Below are 21,739 nucleotides of genomic sequence, written 5' to 3' on the forward strand. Positions count from 1 at the left end.
ACCTAATAGACCCTAATGTGAGACCGTCTCGCGCATTACTTCTTGAAGCGTTGTAATCCCTTGACTAACTTTGAGTAAGCCATCATCCATCAGTTGAACAAGTCCACGCGCTTTACCTGCGACACGCATTTCCTCTACTGAAGCAGTGTTTGTAATAAGCTGCCGCAAGTGATCGTCAATGCTGAGTACCTCATGAATCGCTATTCGACCACGATAACCAGAACTGCTACAGCTACCGCAACCTCGACCACGATGTAGTTCATCCGCTGGCAACCCCAAGCTACGTAGCATAATCGCTTCCTGCTCAGACGGTTTGTAGGTTTCTTTGCAGTCGGTACAGATTTTGCGAACGAGCCGCTGAGCTACCACACCAATTAGTGAGGAGGCAATTAAATAAGGCTCTACTCCCATATCTCGCAAGCGAGAGACGGAGCTAATCGCATCGTTTGTATGTAAAGTAGACAACACTAGATGACCCGTTAATGAGGCGCGAACCGCAATTTCAGCAGTTTCCGCATCCCGTATTTCACCGACCATTACAATATTCGGATCTTGTCGAAGAATCGAACGCAGCCCAGCAGCAAAGGTTAGCCCAATAGCCGAGTTTACGTGTACCTGATTTACACCTTCAAGCTGATATTCCACTGGATCTTCAACCGTGATAATATTTGCACTTTCTACATTGAGTTGATTCAGCGCTGAATATAAAGTCGTTGTTTTTCCACTACCAGTAGGTCCAGTGATTAGCAGAATTCCATAAGGACGAGCGATCATTTCCTTAAAAGCTTCCGCATTCCCCTCACTGAATCCCAGAGCATCTACAGATTTGACACCTGTGCTTAAGTCTAGCAACCGCAGTACAATTTTCTCTCCGTGCATCGTCGGCAATGAGGACACACGAATATCTACCATTTTGTAATCAAACTGCATTTTGATTCGGCCGTCTTGTGGCAAACGCCGTTCAGCGATATTCAGTCGGGCCATTATTTTCAGACGAGCGGTGATAAAGCCCTGCATCTGCTTAGGAATAATCCGCTCTGTTCGTAAGGTTCCGTCAATACGGTAGCGGATCGTTAGATTATTCTCACCTGGATCCATATGTATATCAGATGCCCGCAGAGCAACAGCCTGCTGAATCATCTGATTGACCAAACGTACGATAGGAGAATCCTCATCTGTAATCTCTGTCTCTTCTATTTCTTCCTGTGTCGGGAGCTCTACTAGCATCTGATTCATAGAATCACGCATGCCGTAATGACGTGCAATCGCCCGCTGCAGCTCATCCCTAGTGGAAATAGCAGGTTCGATTCGGAACCCTGTACTCATTCGTAAATCTTCTATCGCAAAATAATCCAACGGATCGGCCATCGCAACCATCAGCTTACCTCCTTCTTTTAAGAAGGGAAGTACTTGATAACGCTTAGCCATACTTTCAGGAATAATCTGTGTGATCGCAGGATCAATCTGGTATTTAAATAAACTGACATGCGGAATACCGAGCTGGAATTCAAGCACTTCAATCAGCTGCTGCTCCGTGATATAGCCTTGAGAGATCAGCAGATCGCCAAGCTTACGCTTGCTCTTACGCTGTTCCGCAAGCGCTTCAAGCAGCTGTTCCTGCGAAATAATATTATTTTCTACCAGCAAATCGCCAAGTCTCTTTTTCGCGATGGCCATGTCCGTTCAGCTCCGTATGCCGTTATTGGTTATACTTTTACACTGACCTCAATAATGGATAATACTAGGAATAACCAAAGATAAATTACCAGTTCTATTTCTACAAAATATGAAAATTATTTTTTCCATAATTACGGATTCATCATTTTTGTCAAACTAGCGTATTTTTCAATATACTTGGGACTTTAGTAATAAATTTATAGGTATATTTCAATAGATTTATGTTGTCTATCAATGCTGAATGTCCTAGAATGTATATAACATAGATTGGATAATTTTACAACGAATTCAGCTGAAAAAGCTGTCGGAAACTAGCATATACAACATACAATTCGACCATATCTACCAATAGTTAACAATCAGGGAGAGATGAACATGAAATTTGCCAGTAACAAAAGGATCTATCTTTTTACAGTAACGATCTTGCTTCTCCTTCTGCTTGTTCTGCCACTCAAAAATCACTTCACGAATGTCGAAGCTAGTTCAAATGATTACCAAATACGGATGCTTGAAATTACGGATAGTGGAAGCAGCGAGTTAACATCTCTAAAAGCAGGATTATCTAACTTCACAGTGGATACCATGAGTATGAAGCGCTTTGTGGCGCTGCGGGATGATTTGGATGGAAGATATGATGCGATTTATATTGGGAAGGGGACTTACAATCCTGCACAAGTGAGTAATCAGCAACCAGCCTCGGAGGAAAATAGAGCTAAGGCACTGGACACCAAAAATATGAAAAACGATATCACTCATCTGAAGGCAGATCAAATTACGAAGGAATTTATTAATAAAGGATTATATGTTTTCTTGCATAGCCAACCCTTTAATGACAAAGATAAAAAACCACAAGCAGAACAAGGTATACTGTACAGCTCTTTTAACAGTTACCGTCTTTCCTCATCCAACCCAAAAGTTAAATTTGTGGATGATGCTGGACTCGCAAATATCTTTACCGATTTAAAAAGACAAAACTCTACGTACATAAATGATCTAAAGCAACGTCCCCGCCTTCAAATTACGAACAGAATTCCCAACTATGACCCTAATGCAACTAACAGCAAAATCTATGTTCCTGGGGAGAAGCTTTCTTTTAATTTCAATATCACTAACGCACCTAATTTACAAAGCTCTCCGCTCTCAGTCAAACTATATATCGGTCTTGATAAGTCCATCAAAATGGGAGAAAAGCAGGTCGTTGCTGAAACAGAGCTTAATACATCCAGCGGAACTATCGAATACACTTTGCCAAAAACATACTCCGGCTTACTCTATTGGAAGCTAGAAATCAATGATTATCATAAATCGCAATTAAAGGATTTTGACAGCGGGGTAATTCGTTATCGCGGAGAGAAGACCATCGTAAATATTCTTCAGGTTATGCCTGACACTCTAACGGAAAGCAGCCTCCTGAACACTAGTAATATGAACCCGTCTTTTTTGAGTACGGCTGATTATCAGCTTAATATTGTGGTCAATACTATGACCCAATTTAACACATATGTGAATGAAAAATATGCTGCAACACAAAGCTACGGATTAAACGGCACCTATGACATGCTCATCTTTGGTTTTGTCGACGAATACTATAAGAAATCCAACTTAAACACTAATGCAACCAACGCGATTACACAATTCACTGGTACCTTCAAGCAAAGCGCCTTGTTCACTCACGATACCATCATTAATTTAGATGCAAATAAAAAGAACTGGATCAATAATTTCATGGGGATTACCGGTCAGATGAATCCGGAGACCAACTTAGGCCATAATGCCATCAATCTTTCCACCAAGGTTAAGCCGGTGAATGACGGGCTTTTGATGCAATATCCTTTTTATCTAAGCAAGCGGGACGACAGCAACCAGCAAATCGATATCTCCACACCACAAATTGCACCAACACATAACCAGTACTTCACGCTTAATCTGGAAGATCCCGAAGTAGTATCATGGTATAACATTCAAAGCGAAGCGTCAGGTACGAAGATAAAACCAAATGGTGAATATAATCAATACCAACGTGATACCGAGGATAGTTGGAATCAATATTACACATATTCCAAAGGCAATATTACCTACTCGGGTACAGGTCATTTTTTTGGAGTAAGTGATATTCCCGCCAATCTAAGAAATTTCCCAGTTTGGGAACAAAAATTGTTCGTTAATACTATGTATCGCGCTTTTATTGGTGCGAATCATGCTCCTGAGATTACGGTGCATACACCGACTAATGGCTCATCGATTCCTTCTTATCAAAACACAATACTTGTCGACTATACAGTCACTGATCTGGACTTTAACGATCGTGATCTGACAACTGAAATTCGCTTTAAAAATGGGAGCACGTATTTTACCGACATTGAAATGAGTAAAACGAGCATTAAATCAGGGCAAAGTATATATAGAACGGTTAAAAATCCGCTTCCAAATGGGGGCGCACTCGATATCGAAATTAACGCATGGGACCAAAATGGAGCTCTCTCAAGTAAAACTATCAGAGTAAATGTCCTGCCGTCGAACACCAATTTGAGTGTAACACGCTCTCTCTCTCAGAATGTTGTGAATGGTAAAGTAGAAAAGGGAGAACCGGTCACTCTTAGTTATTCCATCACCCCAAAATCTGTACCTTTTGATAAAGTAGGCACGGTCAACCAGACCTCTAACACACAATTAATATCGGATATTGTATTCACCGAGAATCTTCCACCTAACCTGGAGATTTCAGGAGAACTACCAGCCGGTACGATCGTCACTGGAAATGCAACCAGTGGGTTTAGATTGACACGCAATCTAAATAACATAACCTATTCATTAAAAACGGTGAACGGCGCCCAAATCTATAAACCAGACTCTGAGCAACCTATAACGTTCCAAATCACAGTTAAACCGACTCAGACCCAAACCTATACTTTAAATGACTCCAAGCTTAGTTATGTCGATATCCATGCCACATTACCACCTCTGGGAATCACAGGTGAATACAACGCATTTATCCTTCAGACAACCTCACTTCGTGGAGGAACTATTAAGGGACCATTAGCTTCCGGGGGCACAGTCAACTTCAACAACGCTGGTATTACAGTAAATGAACAATTCAAAGACAAAGTTCCATACGGTATTGTCACGGGCGGAGATGTTTCTCTTCCTGAAGGTACGGTTTACGGAAACATATTGGTTAAGGGCACCGTTAAAGACCAACGACCTGGTTCTATTCAAAATGGTACTATCACATACGGTGAACTTCTCAATTTCAACAAGCATGAGAGTCATCTCCTTGGACTCTCTGATGCTATTGCTAAGATGCCTTCCAATACTTCAACGACTCATGAATATGGAAAACTTACGGTAACAGGTAGCTCATCTATCAATATTGTTAATATTTCCACTTCAGTATTAAATACGCTTAACAGCTCCGAGCTTAAAGTTCCGCAAGGATCAACGATAATTGTCAACGTAAAAGAAGATGGTACAGACCAACCATTCCTTCATTTCCCCCTCGGGAATAACGGTAGTCGTGTGCTATTCAATTTCTCAGGCACCAAGCCTTTGCGGATTTCCCAAGCCGACGTATACGGAACCATTCTGGCACCACGATCTAACATTAACTTTGATGGAGGTCAGGTGTATGGAACAATCATTGGAGCTTCAATGAATATGAGTAGTGCCACTTTATACCATTTCCCTTTTATCGGTAACCTACCAGCGGAGATCTATCCGCTACCTGTCCCAACACCAACAGATCCTTCATCAGCTAATTTATCGCGTACTACGATTTCGTTTGAGACCTTAACCTTTACAGCCGAATATAAAATTAAGGCTCTACAATTAGAAAGCAGAACCATCTATGTCGGAGAAGGAATGCGTTTAATTCCGACAGTCATTCCTTCTGATATCCCTGATCTGGCGTTTCTGTGGACAACTACCGATACTAATTATGTACAGTTGGATTCAAGCAGTGGTTACATCACAGGCCTCGCCAAAGGCACAGCAACTGTTCATGTGGCTGCACTAGATGGTAGCGGCAAACAGGCTACAGCAACCATAACGGTAGCTGAGCGAACTCCACGATCCTTAACGATTGATGGAGATGGGACTGGTGAAATTAACGATTCTATTCCTTTAAGTGCTATCTATGTGAAAGGCAACCTAAATAATCAAGGACCAGAGGCCAATATTACCTATACCTGGTCGGTCACCAATGTCGCCTCTGGAGCAAGCAATGCTGTCATTAATACCAATCCAGACTACCCAAGTGATGATACCAAAAAGGTATTCAGTGCTACACAGTCAGGAACTTACTTGGTGAAACTCACTGTAAATTCTAGTAATCGTAATCCAATCACTGCAGATAAGACAATTGTAATCACTAACCCGCTAAAGTCACTGTCGATTGAAGGTCCAATAACGGTAATGGTAGGGGGGCAAATTGATCTAAAAGCAATTAGGAATCCTGCTGATTCCGATCCATCAACGCTAATCTGGGATTTCGTGCAATCAACGGATAACAAGATGGCTACACTTACGCCTTCTAGTGACGGGTCAACCGCTAAATTGACGGCTGGTAATACCGCTAAAGAAGGACTGCTGATTAAGGTTTCATTCCAAAAAATCACTTCAACACACATGGTTAATATCGTTGATTTAACTGGATTAAGATTCCGGGATCAGTCCATTACTTTAGAGGTAGGCCATACTTTCCAGTTAACCGATATTTTATGGGCATTCCCAACCTCCATCTCAATAGATCAAATCAAAGATAACTTGAGTTGGGTAAGCGACAATTCTGCAATTGCCAGCGTCAATAATGGAACCAATATTAATACCAGGGGAACTGTTACAGGCGTTAAAAAGGGATCCACACTCATCACAGTGACTTATATCGGAAGCACAGGTACAACAGTAAAAGCAGATATTACGGTTAAGGTTGTGGCACCTCAGAATGACGATCGTTACTAAACTTTACATTTAAACAACAAGAAACATCCAACAAAAAAAGGGTATCCCTAAGCAATCGCTTAAGGATACCCTTTTTTCAACTAGTCTTAATGACTTACAAGTTCCAGAGGCCCCACGGTTACATTCACCTGCTGTACACGCGGGAGGCTAGACTGCTGATGAGTAAAAACATCCTGATTATATTGGATCTTAAAACGGTGACCCGAATTATATCGATCCGTATCCTGATTTTCGAAAGTAAAGCCGAGTGCCGGATCTAAGGGCTCAGTCACGCCTCCTAGTACTGCGTTTACTGTAAGATCCCCTTTAGCGAAAAAACCTCCGTTTAACCAAAAGATTGACCCCACTCCGTACAAGTTAGCATCACTATCCGTGTAAAAAAAAGCTTTCATATAAAATGAATCCTGCTCATCCTTTTTCTTAGGTGGATTCGTAAAAGTGTCAATTCGATTAATGAGCACATCTCCTTGAGATATAAGGACTAACTCCTTACTACTTAAGCCTTGGATCACGGCGTCCTCGACTTTCGTTTCCCCTAAAACAAACATAGTAGAGTTGAATTTCACCTGACCTTTAATAGTAACATTACCTGTAACTAGAATATTAGCTTGAATCTCCAAAAATTTAGTTATATCTGGGCTATAGTTATTTACCTCCAGATCACCATTAACAATAAGCCATTTGGGCTTGTTGGAAGGATTACCTGTTTTAGCTTCATCACTAAACTTCAACTGTTTGTAATCAATTCCATCGATAAGCAGATTACCGTTATAAATCGTAGAATTATTCAAATCCTTATCCAACAAGGAGTTCTGATACATTCTCAATTGTTCTAAGTATTCGCTGTACTCTAGTTTGTAATTATCCTTTTCTTCTTCTGTTGGATTATCTTTAAGTACTGGCTCAGTGTAGGGTGGATTCTCATCGGGTAGTCTATCTAATGTTGTTGTGCTTAAATAATTCCCCAGTTGATTATCCTTAATAGCTTGCTCAAGTTCAGACTTTTTCCCAGTCAACCCTGTCGCTTCCTCCACTTTATCAAGAAAGGATCCCAACACATTGATCTGAATGAACTTTTTCTGCGGTTTGATAAACACCTGTTCTTCATGAATACCCAAAATAGTAGGAAGAATGCTTGAGGCATTATTCTTATTCACAGCTGCATCAATAACTCCATTTCCAGAATATTTGATACTTTCAAGGGATTGCACATGCACTTCAGGTTGAGGCTCGGTAGAAGTGGCTATAGTTTGGTCTTTCAATAATTCCACTCTAGGATATTGAGTCCTTTCTTTTAGATCTTTCACTCCCTTGTATGTATATACGGCCGTATCACTGATGTGTAACTCTTTACCCGCATATATATTGCCATGGAGACCAGGCGCTCCGTTTAATGTTAATACTTTTTCCGATCCAAAAGCATATTTAAGAAAATCAGGATAGGTATCAATGACAATCTTTTGTCTCAGCTGTCTGATGACGCCATTAACTGTGGCTTGTGCTTCAATATTGACATAGTATTTTTGCTTATCCTGCTTCTCATAGGTGATGCTTTTGATCGTACCGCCAGCTCCAGATAACTCTGTACTTACGTCATTGCTGACGCCAACAATTTTGGTGCTCACCTCATTAACAATATTTTTAATCTCATCCTCCATATGATCAGGATCAATATCCTTTCGTCCATCCAGCTTCGTCTGTATGTAAGCGACCGCTTCATCCAGCCCCTTCTGCGCCAGGTGTAAACTTTGCACATCATTCTCTCTGGTCTCCGTTCGTTGTGCCCCGCCCACCGTCGCCCCGAGCACAGCTAGTCCGAGTATTGTAAGTAGAAGAGCAACAAACATAACTAGTACTAGAGCTGATCCTTTTTCGTTATTCCTCATCCCTCCTACTCCTCCTAGAATCCGAATTTGCTTTTCAACTCCAATGGGTAGTCCCTTCCGTTGTAGCTCTGAACTAGTGATAAATCTATCGATATCAGACCACTGTCACACGGAACGGCGTTCTGACACTCTAAAATAATTTTGGATCCTTCTGCTAACTTGGAATGAATTGTAGTTCTTGCGTCCTCTGGAGGATTAATTACATCGGGGTTAGCTATCGTAAGAACTCCATTGGCAATCTGAATTCGCGACTTCATACCGTCTTGCCGTTCTAATGTAATGTAGCTATCCGTCTCTTCGCCATTTTGGGTGATCGCCGAGGTAACTTTCTCGGGTGCAAATGTATATAACTCCGTAATAATGGATGACATCAACAAATCGCCTTCATCCCGTAGAGAGTTTTCAATTGATATTTTATGATAGCTGCGTAAGCCTAACATCGTGATCCCTGAAATAATTCCAGCAACCACCGTAAATAATGATAACGCCACAATCAACTCTACTAATGAAAAGCCACCTTCTCTGCGGAAAAGCTTAACGAATTTTCTCATCAGTAATATATCCCTCCACAACAGATTGGGTCTGAGGTCCATTAGAAGAATCCACTCTGCTGACTTTTACCAATACCGGCAATAGATATGCTGCCATACCCTTTTTATCCAAATCACTTAAAATCTCTTTATGTAACTCACGCTGGTACTCAATATCGATTCGATAGTTCACCCCATTAATTGAAGGGTTTAAAACCTGATTTAAGATGGTAGTATCTTCAACGAGTTGTCTATAGTCGTCACATTTCACAGAATCGTCTGCATCAATAACCTTTTGACATTTGGATGCTTCTAGCGAATTGTTCTCTTCTGATTTAAAGTATTCCTTCATCTTCTCAAAATCCTGCTTCTCCACATAAAACAGCGCGTTCCGCGCCAGATTGATCATAATCGTCTTGTTCTGGTTCGATTTAGAGTAACTCATGGCGTTTGTAAAGTAAGACGTAAGTACCAGTGAAACTATCGACAAGATCACAATAGCGGCCAGCACTTCGATCAATGTAAATCCTTTTTCCTGCTTTAGGCCTGATTTCATCCTACTTTCTTCCTCCCGCCTACGAGAATGCTTTCATATTTGCACGTTTTTTCCTTAATTTTCTACTTCCATTATATTCTCTCATATCCAGCTACAGCAATCCTCAAAATCCTTATAATTCAGATATTTCTACAATATCTCTCACTTTTGCTCTGTGCTATCATTTGAAAAGAGAGGGGATGGATGAAATGGCTTTAATAGAGTGTAAATTTTATTCGGAAGTACTAGGATTGAATACCTCAATGACTGTAATTTTGCCGCAAAAAACAACCACACAAATCGGTATGAGCAACGTAACCAGGGGAGAACTACACCCTACGTTGTATTTGCTGCACGGTTTGTCAGACGATGATTCGATCTGGCTTCGCCGGACTTCTATAGAACGATATGTAGCAGAGATGGGAATAGCTGTAGTTATGCCGAATGTACATCGCAGTTTCTACACGGATATGGCGGTTGGAGGCCGTTATTGGACCTTTATTAGTGAAGAGTTGCCAATGCTTGCGCGCTCGTTTTTCCCATTGTCAGATAAACGTGAGGAGAACTTTGTAGCTGGACTATCGATGGGTGGTTACGGGGCGATCAAGCTGGGACTACGGAAACCGGAAGCTTTTGCGGCTGCAGCAAGTCTATCAGGAGCACTTGATATGGCGCATAATTTTATGAACGGGGAAAATCCTACCGTCAAAAGCAAAGAATACGAAATGATCTTCGGAACAGAAGATATCGCCGGAACGCCCGAAGACCTGCTATGGCTGCTTGAGGAAGTGAACCGCTCCACAGGACCGAAACCAGCGCTGTATCAATGCTGTGGCACAGAAGATTTCCTGTACACAGATAACTTGAAATTCCGCGATGCATGCCGAGCAACCTCCCTTGATTTCACCTACGAGGAAGGTCCGGGCACACATGAATGGGGCTATTGGGATGCCAAGATACGCGATATATTGGCTTGGCTGCCGTTGAGTAATAATTAGCTTCTTCTAATAGACAACAAAAAAGGTGCAGCTATAAGCTACACCTTAATTCTATACTACTCAGATTGCCCTCTCCGGAGGGTTCTTTTATTTCTCGCTTAATGGCTTACCGTCCTTATAAGGACGCCGAAGGCAATTATGCTTGTTTGGTGATATTTTTAAATAGGACTGTCTGATCTTTAATTCCTTTTTCAGCAGCAAATCTTTCAATACTCGAGGCACCAAAGAATCCGTCTATACCTTCTGTACGTTCAATTACATACGCCGCATCTTCCGGCTCTGCAATCGGTCCACCGTGACAAATCACCATAATATCTGGATTTACTGCTTTCCCCGCTTTAATAATCGCTTCAATTCTTTCTACACAATCGTCCAATGTCAGAGCTGTCTTAGCTCCAATTGTACCTTTGGTAGTCAATCCCATATGCGCCACCAAAATATCTGCTCCTGCTTCTGCCATAGCTTTAGCTTGTTCAGGATCAAACACATAAGGCGTTGTGAGCATATCCAATTCATGTGCTGCTCTAATCATATCTACTTCTAAACCATATCCCATTCCTGTCTCTTCCAGGTTCTGTCTGAATACGCCATCGATCAAACCAACGGTTGGGAAGTTTTGCACGCCGCTGAAACCTTGTTCTTTAAGTTGTTTTAAATAAACCTCCATCACTCTAAAAGGATCCGTTCCGCATACGCCTGCTAATACGGGAGTATTTTTCACAACAGGTAATACCTCAGTGCCCATCTCGACTACGATTTGGTTGGCATCTCCATAAGATAATAACCCCGCGAGTGATCCACGACCTGCCATTCTGTATCTTCCTGAATTATAAACAATCAGCATATCTGCTCCGCCAGCTTCACTGCTTTTTGCAGTAATTCCAGTGCCGGCTCCCACGCCTAAAAGAATCTTTCCATTTGCCACTTCTTCTCTAAACTTCGCCATGATTTCAGTTCTTGTATTTTTGTTCATGTGTAACGCCTCCATTTAAATATTTATTTATCTTATAAAAGCCTTATTTGCTCATGAGATCTATTAGCTTCTGCGCTGCTGCTTCTGCAAACTCTACATCATTAATGGCACAATCCATTTCGATAACCTCGACAACATTTCTGTTCACACCATTTCTCAAGGTATCAAATAACATTTGATCTTCCTCTACGCCATAAAAAGCTTCCCCTACAACATCAATGCCGGATATCCCTTTAAGCGGCAACATTAGCACCGTTTTCTCTTTGGCCATATTTAATTTCTCGACAAGCTTTTTGCCGATGGCTTCATTCTCTTCTACTGTTGTTCTCATCAGAGTAACTGTAGGGTTATGCTTATAGAACTTATGTCCAGCAAATTTCTCGGGTACCGTATCATAAGGGCCAAAGTTACACATATCAAGCGCACCTACCGACACAACCTGTGGAATATGATGTTTACCAGCAGCCTCTAACCGATGAGGTCCGGCATTTAGCACACCACCAATAATTTCGTCCGCCCATTCTGTTGTGGTCAGATCCAATACACCTTCAATAAAACCAGCCTCGATTAGTGCTTCCATGGACTGGCCACCTACACCTGTTGCATGGAATACAAGCACTTCATATCCTCTAGCTTCAAGATAGTTACGAGCTGCCGTTACACAGGGGGTTGTTACCCCAAACATTGTTGTAGCTACTAATGGTTTTTTCTCTATCACTTGTTTATTCTCAAATTTAAGCATACCGGCGATGGCGAAGGCTGCATTGGTAAAAATCTTTGTTGAAATGGAGTTCAGACCAGCAACATCTACAACCGATGGCATCATGACAATATCACTAGTGCCTACATATGGAGCAGTATTCCCTGAAGCTACGGTCGAAACCATCACTTTAGGTACACCAATAGGTAATGCCCGCATACCAGGGGTTACAAGTGAAGTTCCTCCAGTGCCCCCAAAGGAGATAATTCCATCAAATTTGCCTTGCTTATATAATTCAGGTACTAATTTTTCCATACCTTTGGCTAATAACTCTGTTGCTAGTGCTCTATCTTTCTTGGCAACGAGCTCATCTATACTTACACCCGCAGCTGCTGCTACTTCTCGGTTAGAGATATCCGGTGTAAAGGTGGGTTCAAACACCCCCGTATGAATCGTAAACGTACCTAGCTCCAAGCTTTCCAGCAAATTTTTAATGTAGAGATATTCTTCACCCTTGGTGTCAAAAGTTCCGGCAATGGCAATCGTCTTCATTTCTTCAACCTCCTCTTCAAATATCTACAACAAAAAAGTATGATCAACTTATGAGTTAATCATACTTCTTTGGTTTATTAATGAAAACGCTTTTATGTCTTATGTTTTTGTGTTTATGTTAGATTTATATTGTTTTGGAGAAAACCCTTTATACTTCTTAAACATTTTGCTAAACTGCGCATAGTCTTGGTACCCAACTAATGGCGCTAGCTCAGATAACTGGATATGGTCTCTATGTAATATTTCTGCCGCCTTATCCATCCGAAATTGTACGAGATACGTTTGAAAGCTGCAGCCTACTTTTTTGGTAAACAAACTACTTAAGTAACTTCGGGATACATGGGCCACCTTAGCTAAATCTGCAAACAAGATCTCATTCATATAATTTTGAGCTACGTATTCTTTTACAAATTCAACATAATCATAGTGCTTTGTGATGCCGTCTAACATTTTGACCATAAAATCATCTTCATCCAGCGTCCCCGACACTTTAAAAGCTTTGGTTATATTCGTAATGGACTTCTCCGAGGGAATTCTTTCAAAAGCAGAGCCCCCGATATACCCCATCAAATTTTGATTATTACTGTACATATACTGCACATCAATTGGCGTTTTCACGGGACCACCATACACCAATTTAATTAAATCTGGCTTTAGCGCATTGCATGTATTAAAAATTTTGTCCGCCTTAGCCTTGGCAGCTTCCAGAGAGAATACTTTTTTGGCTCCTAATAATCCCCCTTCGGTTAAGCCTAAATGTGCACAAATAATATCTGCTCCTGCCTCGATCATCTGAGCGGCTTGGATTTCGTCAAATACAAAAGCAATGGTAAACAAATCTTTTTCGTGTGCTATTCTTATAGCTTCTACTTCGAGTAGATAACCATTCCCCTCATCTTCGAGCGCTTCTCCAAATTGACCATCTATTAATCCAACCGTGGGGTAATTATTTATCCCGGAAAATCCCTTATTCTTTATTTCACTGATATAGGTCTCCATATCTTTTGTCGGATCAGTTGCATTGAGGCCAAAAATAATAGGGATATCTCTGACCAACGGTATGATCTCTCTAGATGCAAAGTCCATCACCATATCATTGCTATTACAAAAAGGCAAAATCCCAGCGAGAGAGCTCCTCCCCATCTGGCGGAATTTACCCGAATTTAACATCAGGAGGAAGTCTGCTCCACCCTGCTTCGCATACTTTGCCGTTATTCCCGCACCTGTGGCTACTCCAATAATATGATTCCCTAGTTTTAATTGCGATCTAAGCTCGTCTAGGATTTGCTCTCTACTCATACTTACGCACCCTCCTATCCCTAATCTAAGGATAACCGTAAAGAACACTGTGAATCCAGTTATGTTGTACTTAGAGCCCTTTTAGATAAAAAAAATCCCGCCTGCGACCTATAAAAGTCTGAGGCGAGATTCGGTATTGATACGGTTTACAATATAGCGTCACCGTGTTTTACAACCCATTCATTAGCTTCATGCAGTGCCTGCTCCGCGCGTTCGATTGCAGCTTTCACCTGAACGGTGGCTGTGCCGCCATAAACGTTACGAGCGTTAACCACAGCTTCCGGTTGAAGAACAGCATAGATATTCTCGTCGAACAGCGGTGAGAATTGCTTGAACTCTTCCAGCGTCAGATCCAGCAGGAACTTGCCTTCGTTAATGCAGTAGAGCACTGTTTTTCCGATTACTTCATGTGCTTGGCGGAAAGGAAGACCTTTGCCTACCAAGAAGTCGGCGATATCGGTTGCATTCGAGAAGTCCGTGTTCACGGCTTCACGCATACGTCCCTTGTTCACCTTCATGGTGGAGATCATCGGCGCGAACAATTGCAGTGCACCAGTCAGTGTAGTAACGGTATCGAACATGCCTTCTTTGTCTTCCTGCATATCCTTGTTGTACGCGAGTGGTAGAGATTTCAGTACGGTCAGCAAGCCAATCAGGTTTCCGTAAACGCGGCCTGTTTTGCCCCGTACCAGTTCTGGTACGTCCGGGTTCTTCTTCTGTGGCATAATGCTGCTGCCTGTGCAGAAAGCATCATCCAGCTCCACGAAACTGAACTCTGTGCTGCTCCACAGCACCAGTTCCTCACTGAGTCTGGATAGATGTGTCATAACAAGCGCAGCATTTGCCAGAAACTCAACGATGAAATCGCGGTCGCTGACAGCATCCAGACTGTTCTCGTAAACACTGTCAAAGCCCAATTGCTCCGCCACAAAATGGCGGTCGATCGGGAAGGTGGTTCCTGCAAGCGCCCCTGCTCCAAGTGGCAGCACGTTAATGCGTTTGTAGCTGTCTGTCAGACGTTCTGCATCGCGGCGGAACATCGAGACGTAAGCCAACAAGTGGTGAGCAAAGAGGATCGGTTGTGCCCGCTGCAAATGCGTATAACCAGGGATAATTGTCTCTACATTATCTTTGGCCTGCTCGATCAAAGCTTCCTGCAATTCATGCAGCAAGCTAACTAGCTCAACTACACGGCCCCGTAGGTAAAGGTGCATATCGGTTGCCACCTGATCGTTACGGCTGCGTCCAGTGTGCAGTTTACCCCCAACCGGACCGATTTCCTCGATCAGATGTTTTTCAATATTCATATGGATATCTTCATCCGCAACGGAGAAAACAACTTCTCCAGCGTTAACCTTGTCCAATACTTTGTTCAGACCTTGCTTAATCGTCTCCACATCTTCTTGTGGAAGGATTCCGCATTTGCCCAGCATTGTGACATGCGCCAGACTGCCTTGCACATCCTCTTTGGCCAAAGCCTTATCAAATCCAATGGAAGCCGTATATTCCTCCACCAGCTTGTTTGTTCCTTTAGTAAACCGTCCGCCCCAAAGCTTGCTCACCTGTAGTTTCCTCCTCTTGGACGCCAGAGGGCCGCTCCTATCCTGACGGGAGGAACGGCCTTCGGGGTTGCCCGTTTAAGTTTATGTTATCGTTCTATTTCGAAGCTCCATTTACACCTGTAGAAACCTTAAGGCGCAATGCGTTCAAGTGGATAAAGCCAGTTGCATCCCCTTGATCATAAGCTTGTGTAGGATCAGCTTCCATCGTTGCAATCTCAGGATTGTACAGGCTGACTGGGCTCTTCACTCCAGCGCCGATGATGTTGCCTTTGTACAGTTTAAGACGAACAGTACCCGTTACATTTTGTTGGCTCTGTGTTACAAGAGCTTGCAGTGCGATACGCTCTGGAGCGAACCAGAAACCGTTATACACCAAAGTGCTGTAACGAGTGATCAGGCTGTCACGCAGGTTCATCACTTCACGGTCCATCGTGATGGACTCCATTTTGCGATGAGCGACGAACAGGATTGTTCCACCCGGAGTCTCATACACACCACGGCTCTTCATGCCGACAAAACGGTTCTCAACCATATCCACACGTCCGATACCGTGTTTACCGCCTAGCTCGTTCAATTTCTCCATCACTTGAAGTGGGTTTAAGGACTCACCATTCAGCGCTACGCAGTCTCCCTTAACGAAATCGAGTTCCAAATATTCCGCTTCATCCGGAGCATCCTCTGGAGCGTTGCTCAGTAGGAACATTCCTTTGTTCTCAGGTGCACTTGGATCGAACCAAGGATCTTCCAATACGCCGCTCTCATAGCTGATGTGCAGCAGGTTACGGTCCATCGAATACGGCTTCGCCGCAGAGGCTTGTACCGGAATATCATTAGCTTCCGCATAAGCGATCATTTCCGCACGACCCGGGAATTGATTGCGGAACTCTTCCAAACGCCAAGGTGCAATCACCTTAATGTTTGGTGCAAGAGCAGCTACGCCAAGTTCAAAACGCACTTGGTCGTTACCTTTACCTGTCGCGCCATGCGCGATAGCCGTAGCGCCTTCAGCGATGGCGATATCCACCATACGCTTAGCGATTAGCGGACGAGCAATACTAGTTCCGAGCAAGTATTGGCCTTCGTAAAGCGCGCCGGATTGGAACATAGGGTAGATGAAATCGCTAGCGAATTCATCGCGCAGGTCGTCGATGTATACTTTCGATGCACCAGTAGCTAGTGCTTTTTCTTCCAAACCGTCGAGCTCTTCTTTTTGGCCGATATCGGCTGTGAAGGCGATGATCTCAGCATCATAAGTTTCTTTAAGCCATTTCAAAATAACGGATGTATCTAGTCCGCCGGAATAGGCGAGTACAATTTTTTCTTTAGCCATGGTGTGGCAACTTCCTTTCGTGTGGGGGGTATAAGATTCGCTTAAATGCGCTTATAGAACTCCGGTGATAAAGCGCAACTACGTGAAATGTTTGGACTTCCGGTCGCTGTTATAATCAGATTTCTATGATTGTAGTCTGCCTTCGCAGATGAAATCTGATTATAAAGGCGAATGCTAACGCTCCTACAGTTCCAAACTTTCACTTCATTGCTCCGCACCGGAATTCCAACGCTACTTATTAAGTTCATCTTATATAGTATTTTATATAATCTTAGACCAATATAAGTTCAATCCTAATTATCTATGATTCCTTAACTCATCAACGCAGCCATTAAAGCTTTTTGCGCATGCAGGCGGTTCTCAGCCTGATCAAAGATGACCGAGTTAGGGCCGTCAATCACGCCTGTGCTAACCTCTTCCTCACGGTGGGCCGGCAGGCAGTGCAGGAAGAGATAATCGCTCTTCGCGCCTTTTACAAGCTCCTCATTGACCTGATAGTCCTTGAATGCCGCTTCACGCGCCTTTTGCTCCTCTTCGAAGCCCATGCTCGCCCACACATCGGTATAGATAACGTCAGCGTCTTGCACAGCTTCTTGCGGGCTGCGAGTTACCACAATCTTGGCCCCTGTTTCTTTAGCGATCTCACGAGCTTCTGCTACAACCGCTGCATCCGGCTCATAGCCTTCCGGTCCAGCGATAGATACATCCACACCCAGCTTAGCGCCACCAATCATCAGGGAATGTGCCATATTGTTTCCATCGCCGATGTAAGCCAGCTTCAGGCCTTTAAGTTTCCCTTTGTGTTCATAAATGGTTTGGTAATCCGCCAGCACTTGGCAAGGATGTGCCAGGTCGCTCAGACCGTTGATTACTGGAATAGAAGCATAACGAGCCAGATCCTCTACTTTGTCATGGCCGAAGGTACGGATCATAATTCCGTCGAGGTAACGTGACATTACTTGTGCTGTATCGCCAACCGTTTCACCGCGTCCAAGCTGAATGTCATTTTTGCTCAAGAAAAGGGCATGCCCTCCCAGCTGATACATTCCAACTTCAAACGACACGCGCGTACGAGTAGAGGATTTTTCAAAAATAAGACCAATCGTTTTCCCCTTCAGCGGCTGAAATTCTTCGCCATTTTTCTGCTTCTTCTTCAGTTCAATCGCCGAATCAATCAGATACGTAATTTCCTCCGGGCTGTAATCGTTCAGCTCCAGTAAATCACGGCCTTTCAGTTGCTGCGCAATGGTGTGCTTGTTACTCTGTACGCCCTGACTCATGAGCTTACCTCCCCGTTTGCTTGTTTAGCATAAGTATGAATGAGTTCGGAGACGATGTCTACCGCTTGGTCGATCTCCTCTTTACTTACATATAGATTAGGCAGTAAGCGAAGGACATTAGGACCCGCTGTCACGAACAACAGGCCTTTCTTTTGTCCAGCTAAAACAATATCGCCCACTGGTGATTGACATTCAATCCCGATCAACAGTCCTTTACCACGGATATCCTTCACAAAAGAACAGTCCGCCAGCTTCTCTTTCAAAAGACCCGTCAGGTACTTACCCATTTCTTCAGCTCGTTGTGGAAGCTCATCCTCCAGCATCGTCTCAATCGTCGCTGCCATAACCGCTGTTGCAAGCGGTGTTCCTCCGAAGGTGGACGCATGGCTGCCAGGTGAGAATGCTTCACGCAAATATCCTTTGCCAAGCATTAAGCCCGCTGGGAACCCACTAGCAATCCCTTTAGCCAAAGTGAAAATATCTGGTTCAATTCCATAATGCTGATGAGCGAACAACTTGCCTGTACGTCCCATACCTGTCTGTACCTCATCTACAATCAGAAGCAATCCGTGTTTCTTGCACAAGGCTACTACAGCGTTCAAGAACTCTGGTTCTACCTCTAGCACGCCACCCTCTGCAAGCACCATCTCCAGCATGATAGCAGCGGTATGATCACCAATAGCAGCTTCCAACGCCGGGAGATCATGCAAGGGCACAGTCTTGAAGCCTGTTGGAAGCGGCAGGAAGCCTTCTTTTACCTTTTGCTGACCTGTAGCTGTCAGTGTGGCTAGTGTACGTCCATGGAAGGATTGTTCAAATGTGATAACCTCATAACGATCCTCACCTTTAATCTTCTGGTGGTAACGACGAGCCAGCTTAATAGCAGCCTCATTCGCTTCTGCCCCACTATTGCAGAAAAACACTTGATCAGCGCAGCTATTCTCTGTCAAAAGGTTTGCAACTTTGTCCTGTCCAGGAATATGGAACAGGTTCGAGACATGCCAGAGGGTATCGATCTGTTCCTTCAGCTTAGCACCGACTTTTTCAGGAGCATGACCTAGACTGGTCACAGCCAATCCACTTGTGAAATCAAGATACTTATTGCCCTTATCATCCCATACCCAGGTGCCCTTGCCTTTAACTAAGCTAAGATCATATCTGGCGTAAGAAGGGAATACCGCGCTCAGCTTGCCTGCTGCAACATCCGGTGTACCTGATCCTACTGTATCGGTCTGCTGTGCCCCTGCTTGCGAATCCAATTCCGCTTGTGTAAGCTTGCTCATTCTAAGTCACTCTCCCACCTTGTGCTCCTGTGTACCAGGCTGCACCTCTAATTGATATTCATCTATGATTCTACGAACGAATAATACGTGTGCCTATCGCTTCACCTTGTAGTACTCGGCTAAGCACCCGCGGTTCTTTTCCATCCACAATAATAACCTCTGAAACGCTGCCTTGAATGCAATCGATAGCTGCCCGTACTTTTGGGATCATGCCGCCGTAGATTTCTCCACTTTCAATTAAAGCTTCGATTTCCTGTACGGTAACGGATGGAAGCACAACCTTTCGACCCTCCACCGTACTCATAATGCCAGGCACATCTGTAACTACGATCATTTGGGGAGACTCTACATAAGAAGCGACTGCCCCTGCTGCTGTATCTGCGTTAATATTGTAGCGCTGACCTGCAGCATCTACACCGATAGGTGCAATGACAGGAATATATCCCATACCAACAATACCAGTTACAATCTCAGCTTTCACTTCCGTTACCTCTCCTACCAAACCTACTTCAGCGCTATTAGCTACGGGTCTAGCAGTAATCATATTTCCATCGATGCCGGATAGCCCTAGAGCTAGGCCGCCACTTCCTTGAATTCGCCTTACAATCGCCTTGTTGATACTCCCTGCCAGCGTCATCTCTACGACATCTAGTACTGCCTCGGTGGTTACTCGCAGACCGTTCACGAAGCTGATTTCAATGCCCAGCTTTGCTAGATTCTCTGAAATGGCTGGCCCTCCGCCATGAACAATTACAGGCTGAATGCCTTCCTGCTGCAAATCTCGTAAATCTTCGAAAAAAGAATCAGGAAGAGCAGCCAGCGTACTGCCGCCGCATTTCATCACAAACAATCCACAACCATCTAATGCATCTATAAGTTCAAGCTCGCTATTTAGCATCATAAGTTCGGTATCCTTCCCTTGTGGGCTTAAGCCGCCACAAATTAGGTACGGTATGCAGCGTTAATACGCACATAATCGTAAGTTAGGTCACAGCCCCAAGCTGTAGCTTTTCCGGTTCCATCATGTAAATCTACAGTGATCAGCACAGTTTCACTTTTTTGCAAATAGGCCAAAGCCTTCTCCTCATCAAAAGCAACCGGCTTCGAATGCAGTAGCACCTCGATATCACCTAACGAAATGTTCACACGCTCCGGAGATACTGGAACACCCGCGCGTCCAACCGCAGCAATAATCCGTCCCCAGTTCGCATCCGCTCCAAAAATAGCAGATTTCACTAGACTAGAGCCCACCACTGTCTTGGCAATCGCTGCAGCAGCTTCGCCATGAACAGCACCATTCACTTGAACCTCAATCAGGTGAGTCGCACCCTCTCCATCACGAGCTATCGCTTTCGCAAGCGTCTGGCAGACATACGTGAATCCAGCGGCAAAAGCATCCCAATCCGGATGCAATCGGGTCAGCTTTTCATTACCCGCAAGCCCACTGGCCATCGACACTAACATATCATTGGTGCTAGTATCTCCATCCACTGTAATCATATTAAAAGTAACGTTCGTAGCAGAACGAAGTAGACTGTGTAAATCCTCCGCTGAAATATCAGCATCTGTAGTCATAAAACCAAGCATCGTAGCCATGTTAGGATGAATCATCCCGGAGCCCTTCGCGGCTCCAGCAATAATAACTTCTACACCGCCAACAAGCACCTTCACGGCAACCTCTTTTTTAACTAAATCAGTTGTAAGTATGGCCTGACAGAATTCTTCCGCTCCAGCAGCCTCACCGTCAAGCTTTTCTGGTATTGCAGCAATACCGCTACGTACGCAATCCATCTTCAGCAGCTCACCGATCACACCAGTCGAGGCAACAGCAACATCATTAACCTCCACACCCAAATGTTGAGCCGCAGCAGCGCGCATCTCATAAGCATCGGCCTCGCCTTGTTCACCTGTGCAGGCATTAGCATTCCCGCTGTTCACGACTACCGCTCGCAACGTTCCGTTCACAAGACTTTCCCGCGTCACCTTCAGAGGAGCCGCCTGAAAAACATTTGTCGTATACACGGCAGCAGCCGTAGCTGGAACCTCACAAAGAATCACTCCGAGATCGTTGCGGTCTGTTTTTTTCAATCCACAGTGCAGTCCTCCGGACTTAAATCCTTTAGGCGAAGTAATGCTTCCGCCTTCCAAGGTAGTAAATAATTCAATCTCGCTCATGTT

15 protein-coding genes are annotated in these 21,739 nt (G+C 43.8%); 2 read left to right on the plus strand and 13 right to left on the minus strand.

Annotation, left to right across the window (positions count from 1 at the left end):
* Window positions 1-12: 12 nt before the first annotated feature.
* Window positions 13-1,677, minus strand: coding sequence for an ATPase, T2SS/T4P/T4SS family (locus tag MKY99_RS28065; RefSeq protein ID WP_149645302.1), 1,665 nt, complete (start codon window positions 1,675-1,677; stop codon window positions 13-15).
* A gap of 375 nt (window positions 1,678-2,052) precedes the next feature.
* Here MKY99_RS28065 and MKY99_RS28070 point away from each other — a divergent pair, with 375 nt between their 5' ends.
* Window positions 2,053-6,633 (plus strand): DUF5057 domain-containing protein, encoded by a 4,581-nt coding sequence (locus MKY99_RS28070; protein WP_339267510.1) that lies wholly within the window; start codon window positions 2,053-2,055, stop codon window positions 6,631-6,633.
* Between the two features lie 86 nt (window positions 6,634-6,719).
* Here the strand turns inward: MKY99_RS28070 and MKY99_RS28075 are convergent, their stop codons facing one another.
* Genes MKY99_RS28075 through MKY99_RS28085 form a run of 3 tightly spaced genes read right to left on the minus strand, consistent with a single transcriptional unit; the run spans window position 6,720 to window position 9,605 of the window.
* Window positions 6,720-8,519 (minus strand): hypothetical protein, encoded by a 1,800-nt coding sequence (locus MKY99_RS28075; RefSeq protein ID WP_339267512.1) that lies wholly within the window; start codon window positions 8,517-8,519, stop codon window positions 6,720-6,722.
* A 14-nt stretch (window positions 8,520-8,533) separates the two neighbouring features.
* Window positions 8,534-9,070, minus strand: coding sequence for a prepilin-type N-terminal cleavage/methylation domain-containing protein (locus MKY99_RS28080; RefSeq protein ID WP_339267514.1), 537 nt, complete (start codon window positions 9,068-9,070; stop codon window positions 8,534-8,536).
* Window positions 9,054-9,605, minus strand: a complete 552-nt coding sequence (locus MKY99_RS28085; RefSeq protein ID WP_339267516.1) for a type II secretion system protein — start codon at window positions 9,603-9,605, stop codon at window positions 9,054-9,056. The genes MKY99_RS28080 and MKY99_RS28085 overlap by 17 nt, the downstream gene beginning before the upstream one ends.
* A gap of 188 nt (window positions 9,606-9,793) precedes the next feature.
* On the opposite strand from MKY99_RS28085, the gene MKY99_RS28090 reads away from it, so the two are divergent.
* A complete protein-coding gene (locus tag MKY99_RS28090; RefSeq protein ID WP_339267518.1) occupies window positions 9,794-10,582 on the plus strand; it encodes an alpha/beta hydrolase family protein in 789 nt (262 codons plus the stop codon).
* A 136-nt stretch (window positions 10,583-10,718) separates the two neighbouring features.
* On the opposite strand, the gene MKY99_RS28095 is transcribed toward MKY99_RS28090, so the two are convergent.
* The 9 genes from MKY99_RS28095 to argJ form a co-directional block, all read right to left on the minus strand.
* Window positions 10,719-11,555 carry a phosphoenolpyruvate hydrolase family protein gene (locus MKY99_RS28095; protein WP_339267520.1) on the minus strand — a complete coding sequence of 279 codons (837 nt, stop codon included), beginning with the start codon at window positions 11,553-11,555 and terminating at the stop codon, window positions 10,719-10,721.
* A 43-nt stretch (window positions 11,556-11,598) separates the two neighbouring features.
* Complete coding sequence (locus MKY99_RS28100) at window positions 11,599-12,807, minus strand: Tm-1-like ATP-binding domain-containing protein (RefSeq protein ID WP_076285686.1); 1,209 nt, start codon at window positions 12,805-12,807, stop codon at window positions 11,599-11,601.
* Window positions 12,808-12,906: 99 nt separating this feature from the next.
* The gene (locus MKY99_RS28105) at window positions 12,907-14,106 is read right to left on the minus strand and encodes a phosphoenolpyruvate hydrolase family protein (RefSeq protein WP_339267521.1); all 1,200 of its coding nucleotides are present in this window, start codon (window positions 14,104-14,106) and stop codon (window positions 12,907-12,909) included.
* Window positions 14,107-14,252: 146 nt separating this feature from the next.
* Window positions 14,253-15,668, minus strand: a complete 1,416-nt coding sequence (gene argH / locus MKY99_RS28110; RefSeq protein WP_060625918.1) for an argininosuccinate lyase — start codon at window positions 15,666-15,668, stop codon at window positions 14,253-14,255.
* A gap of 94 nt (window positions 15,669-15,762) precedes the next feature.
* Complete coding sequence (locus tag MKY99_RS28115) at window positions 15,763-16,998, minus strand: argininosuccinate synthase (protein ID WP_042192353.1); 1,236 nt, start codon at window positions 16,996-16,998, stop codon at window positions 15,763-15,765.
* A 311-nt stretch (window positions 16,999-17,309) separates the two neighbouring features.
* The gene (argF, locus tag MKY99_RS28120) at window positions 17,310-18,278 is read right to left on the minus strand and encodes an ornithine carbamoyltransferase (protein WP_036678521.1); all 969 of its coding nucleotides are present in this window, start codon (window positions 18,276-18,278) and stop codon (window positions 17,310-17,312) included.
* Entirely contained in the window at window positions 18,275-19,561 is a 1,287-nt protein-coding gene (locus tag MKY99_RS28125; RefSeq protein WP_339267523.1) for an acetylornithine transaminase, read from the minus strand. The genes argF and MKY99_RS28125 overlap by 4 nt, the downstream gene beginning before the upstream one ends.
* Window positions 19,562-19,631: 70 nt before the next feature.
* On the minus strand, window positions 19,632-20,462 hold the full coding sequence (gene argB, locus MKY99_RS28130) for an acetylglutamate kinase (protein ID WP_339267525.1): 831 nt from the start codon (window positions 20,460-20,462) through the stop codon (window positions 19,632-19,634).
* Between the two features lie 41 nt (window positions 20,463-20,503).
* Window positions 20,504-21,736 carry a bifunctional ornithine acetyltransferase/N-acetylglutamate synthase gene (argJ, locus tag MKY99_RS28135; RefSeq protein WP_339267527.1) on the minus strand — a complete coding sequence of 411 codons (1,233 nt, stop codon included), beginning with the start codon at window positions 21,734-21,736 and terminating at the stop codon, window positions 20,504-20,506.
* Between the last annotated feature and the right edge of the window lie 3 nt (window positions 21,737-21,739).

It is taken from the genome of Paenibacillus sp. FSL R5-0470 (assembly GCF_037975205.1).
Lineage (GTDB): Bacteria > Bacillota > Bacilli > Paenibacillales > Paenibacillaceae > Paenibacillus_AQ.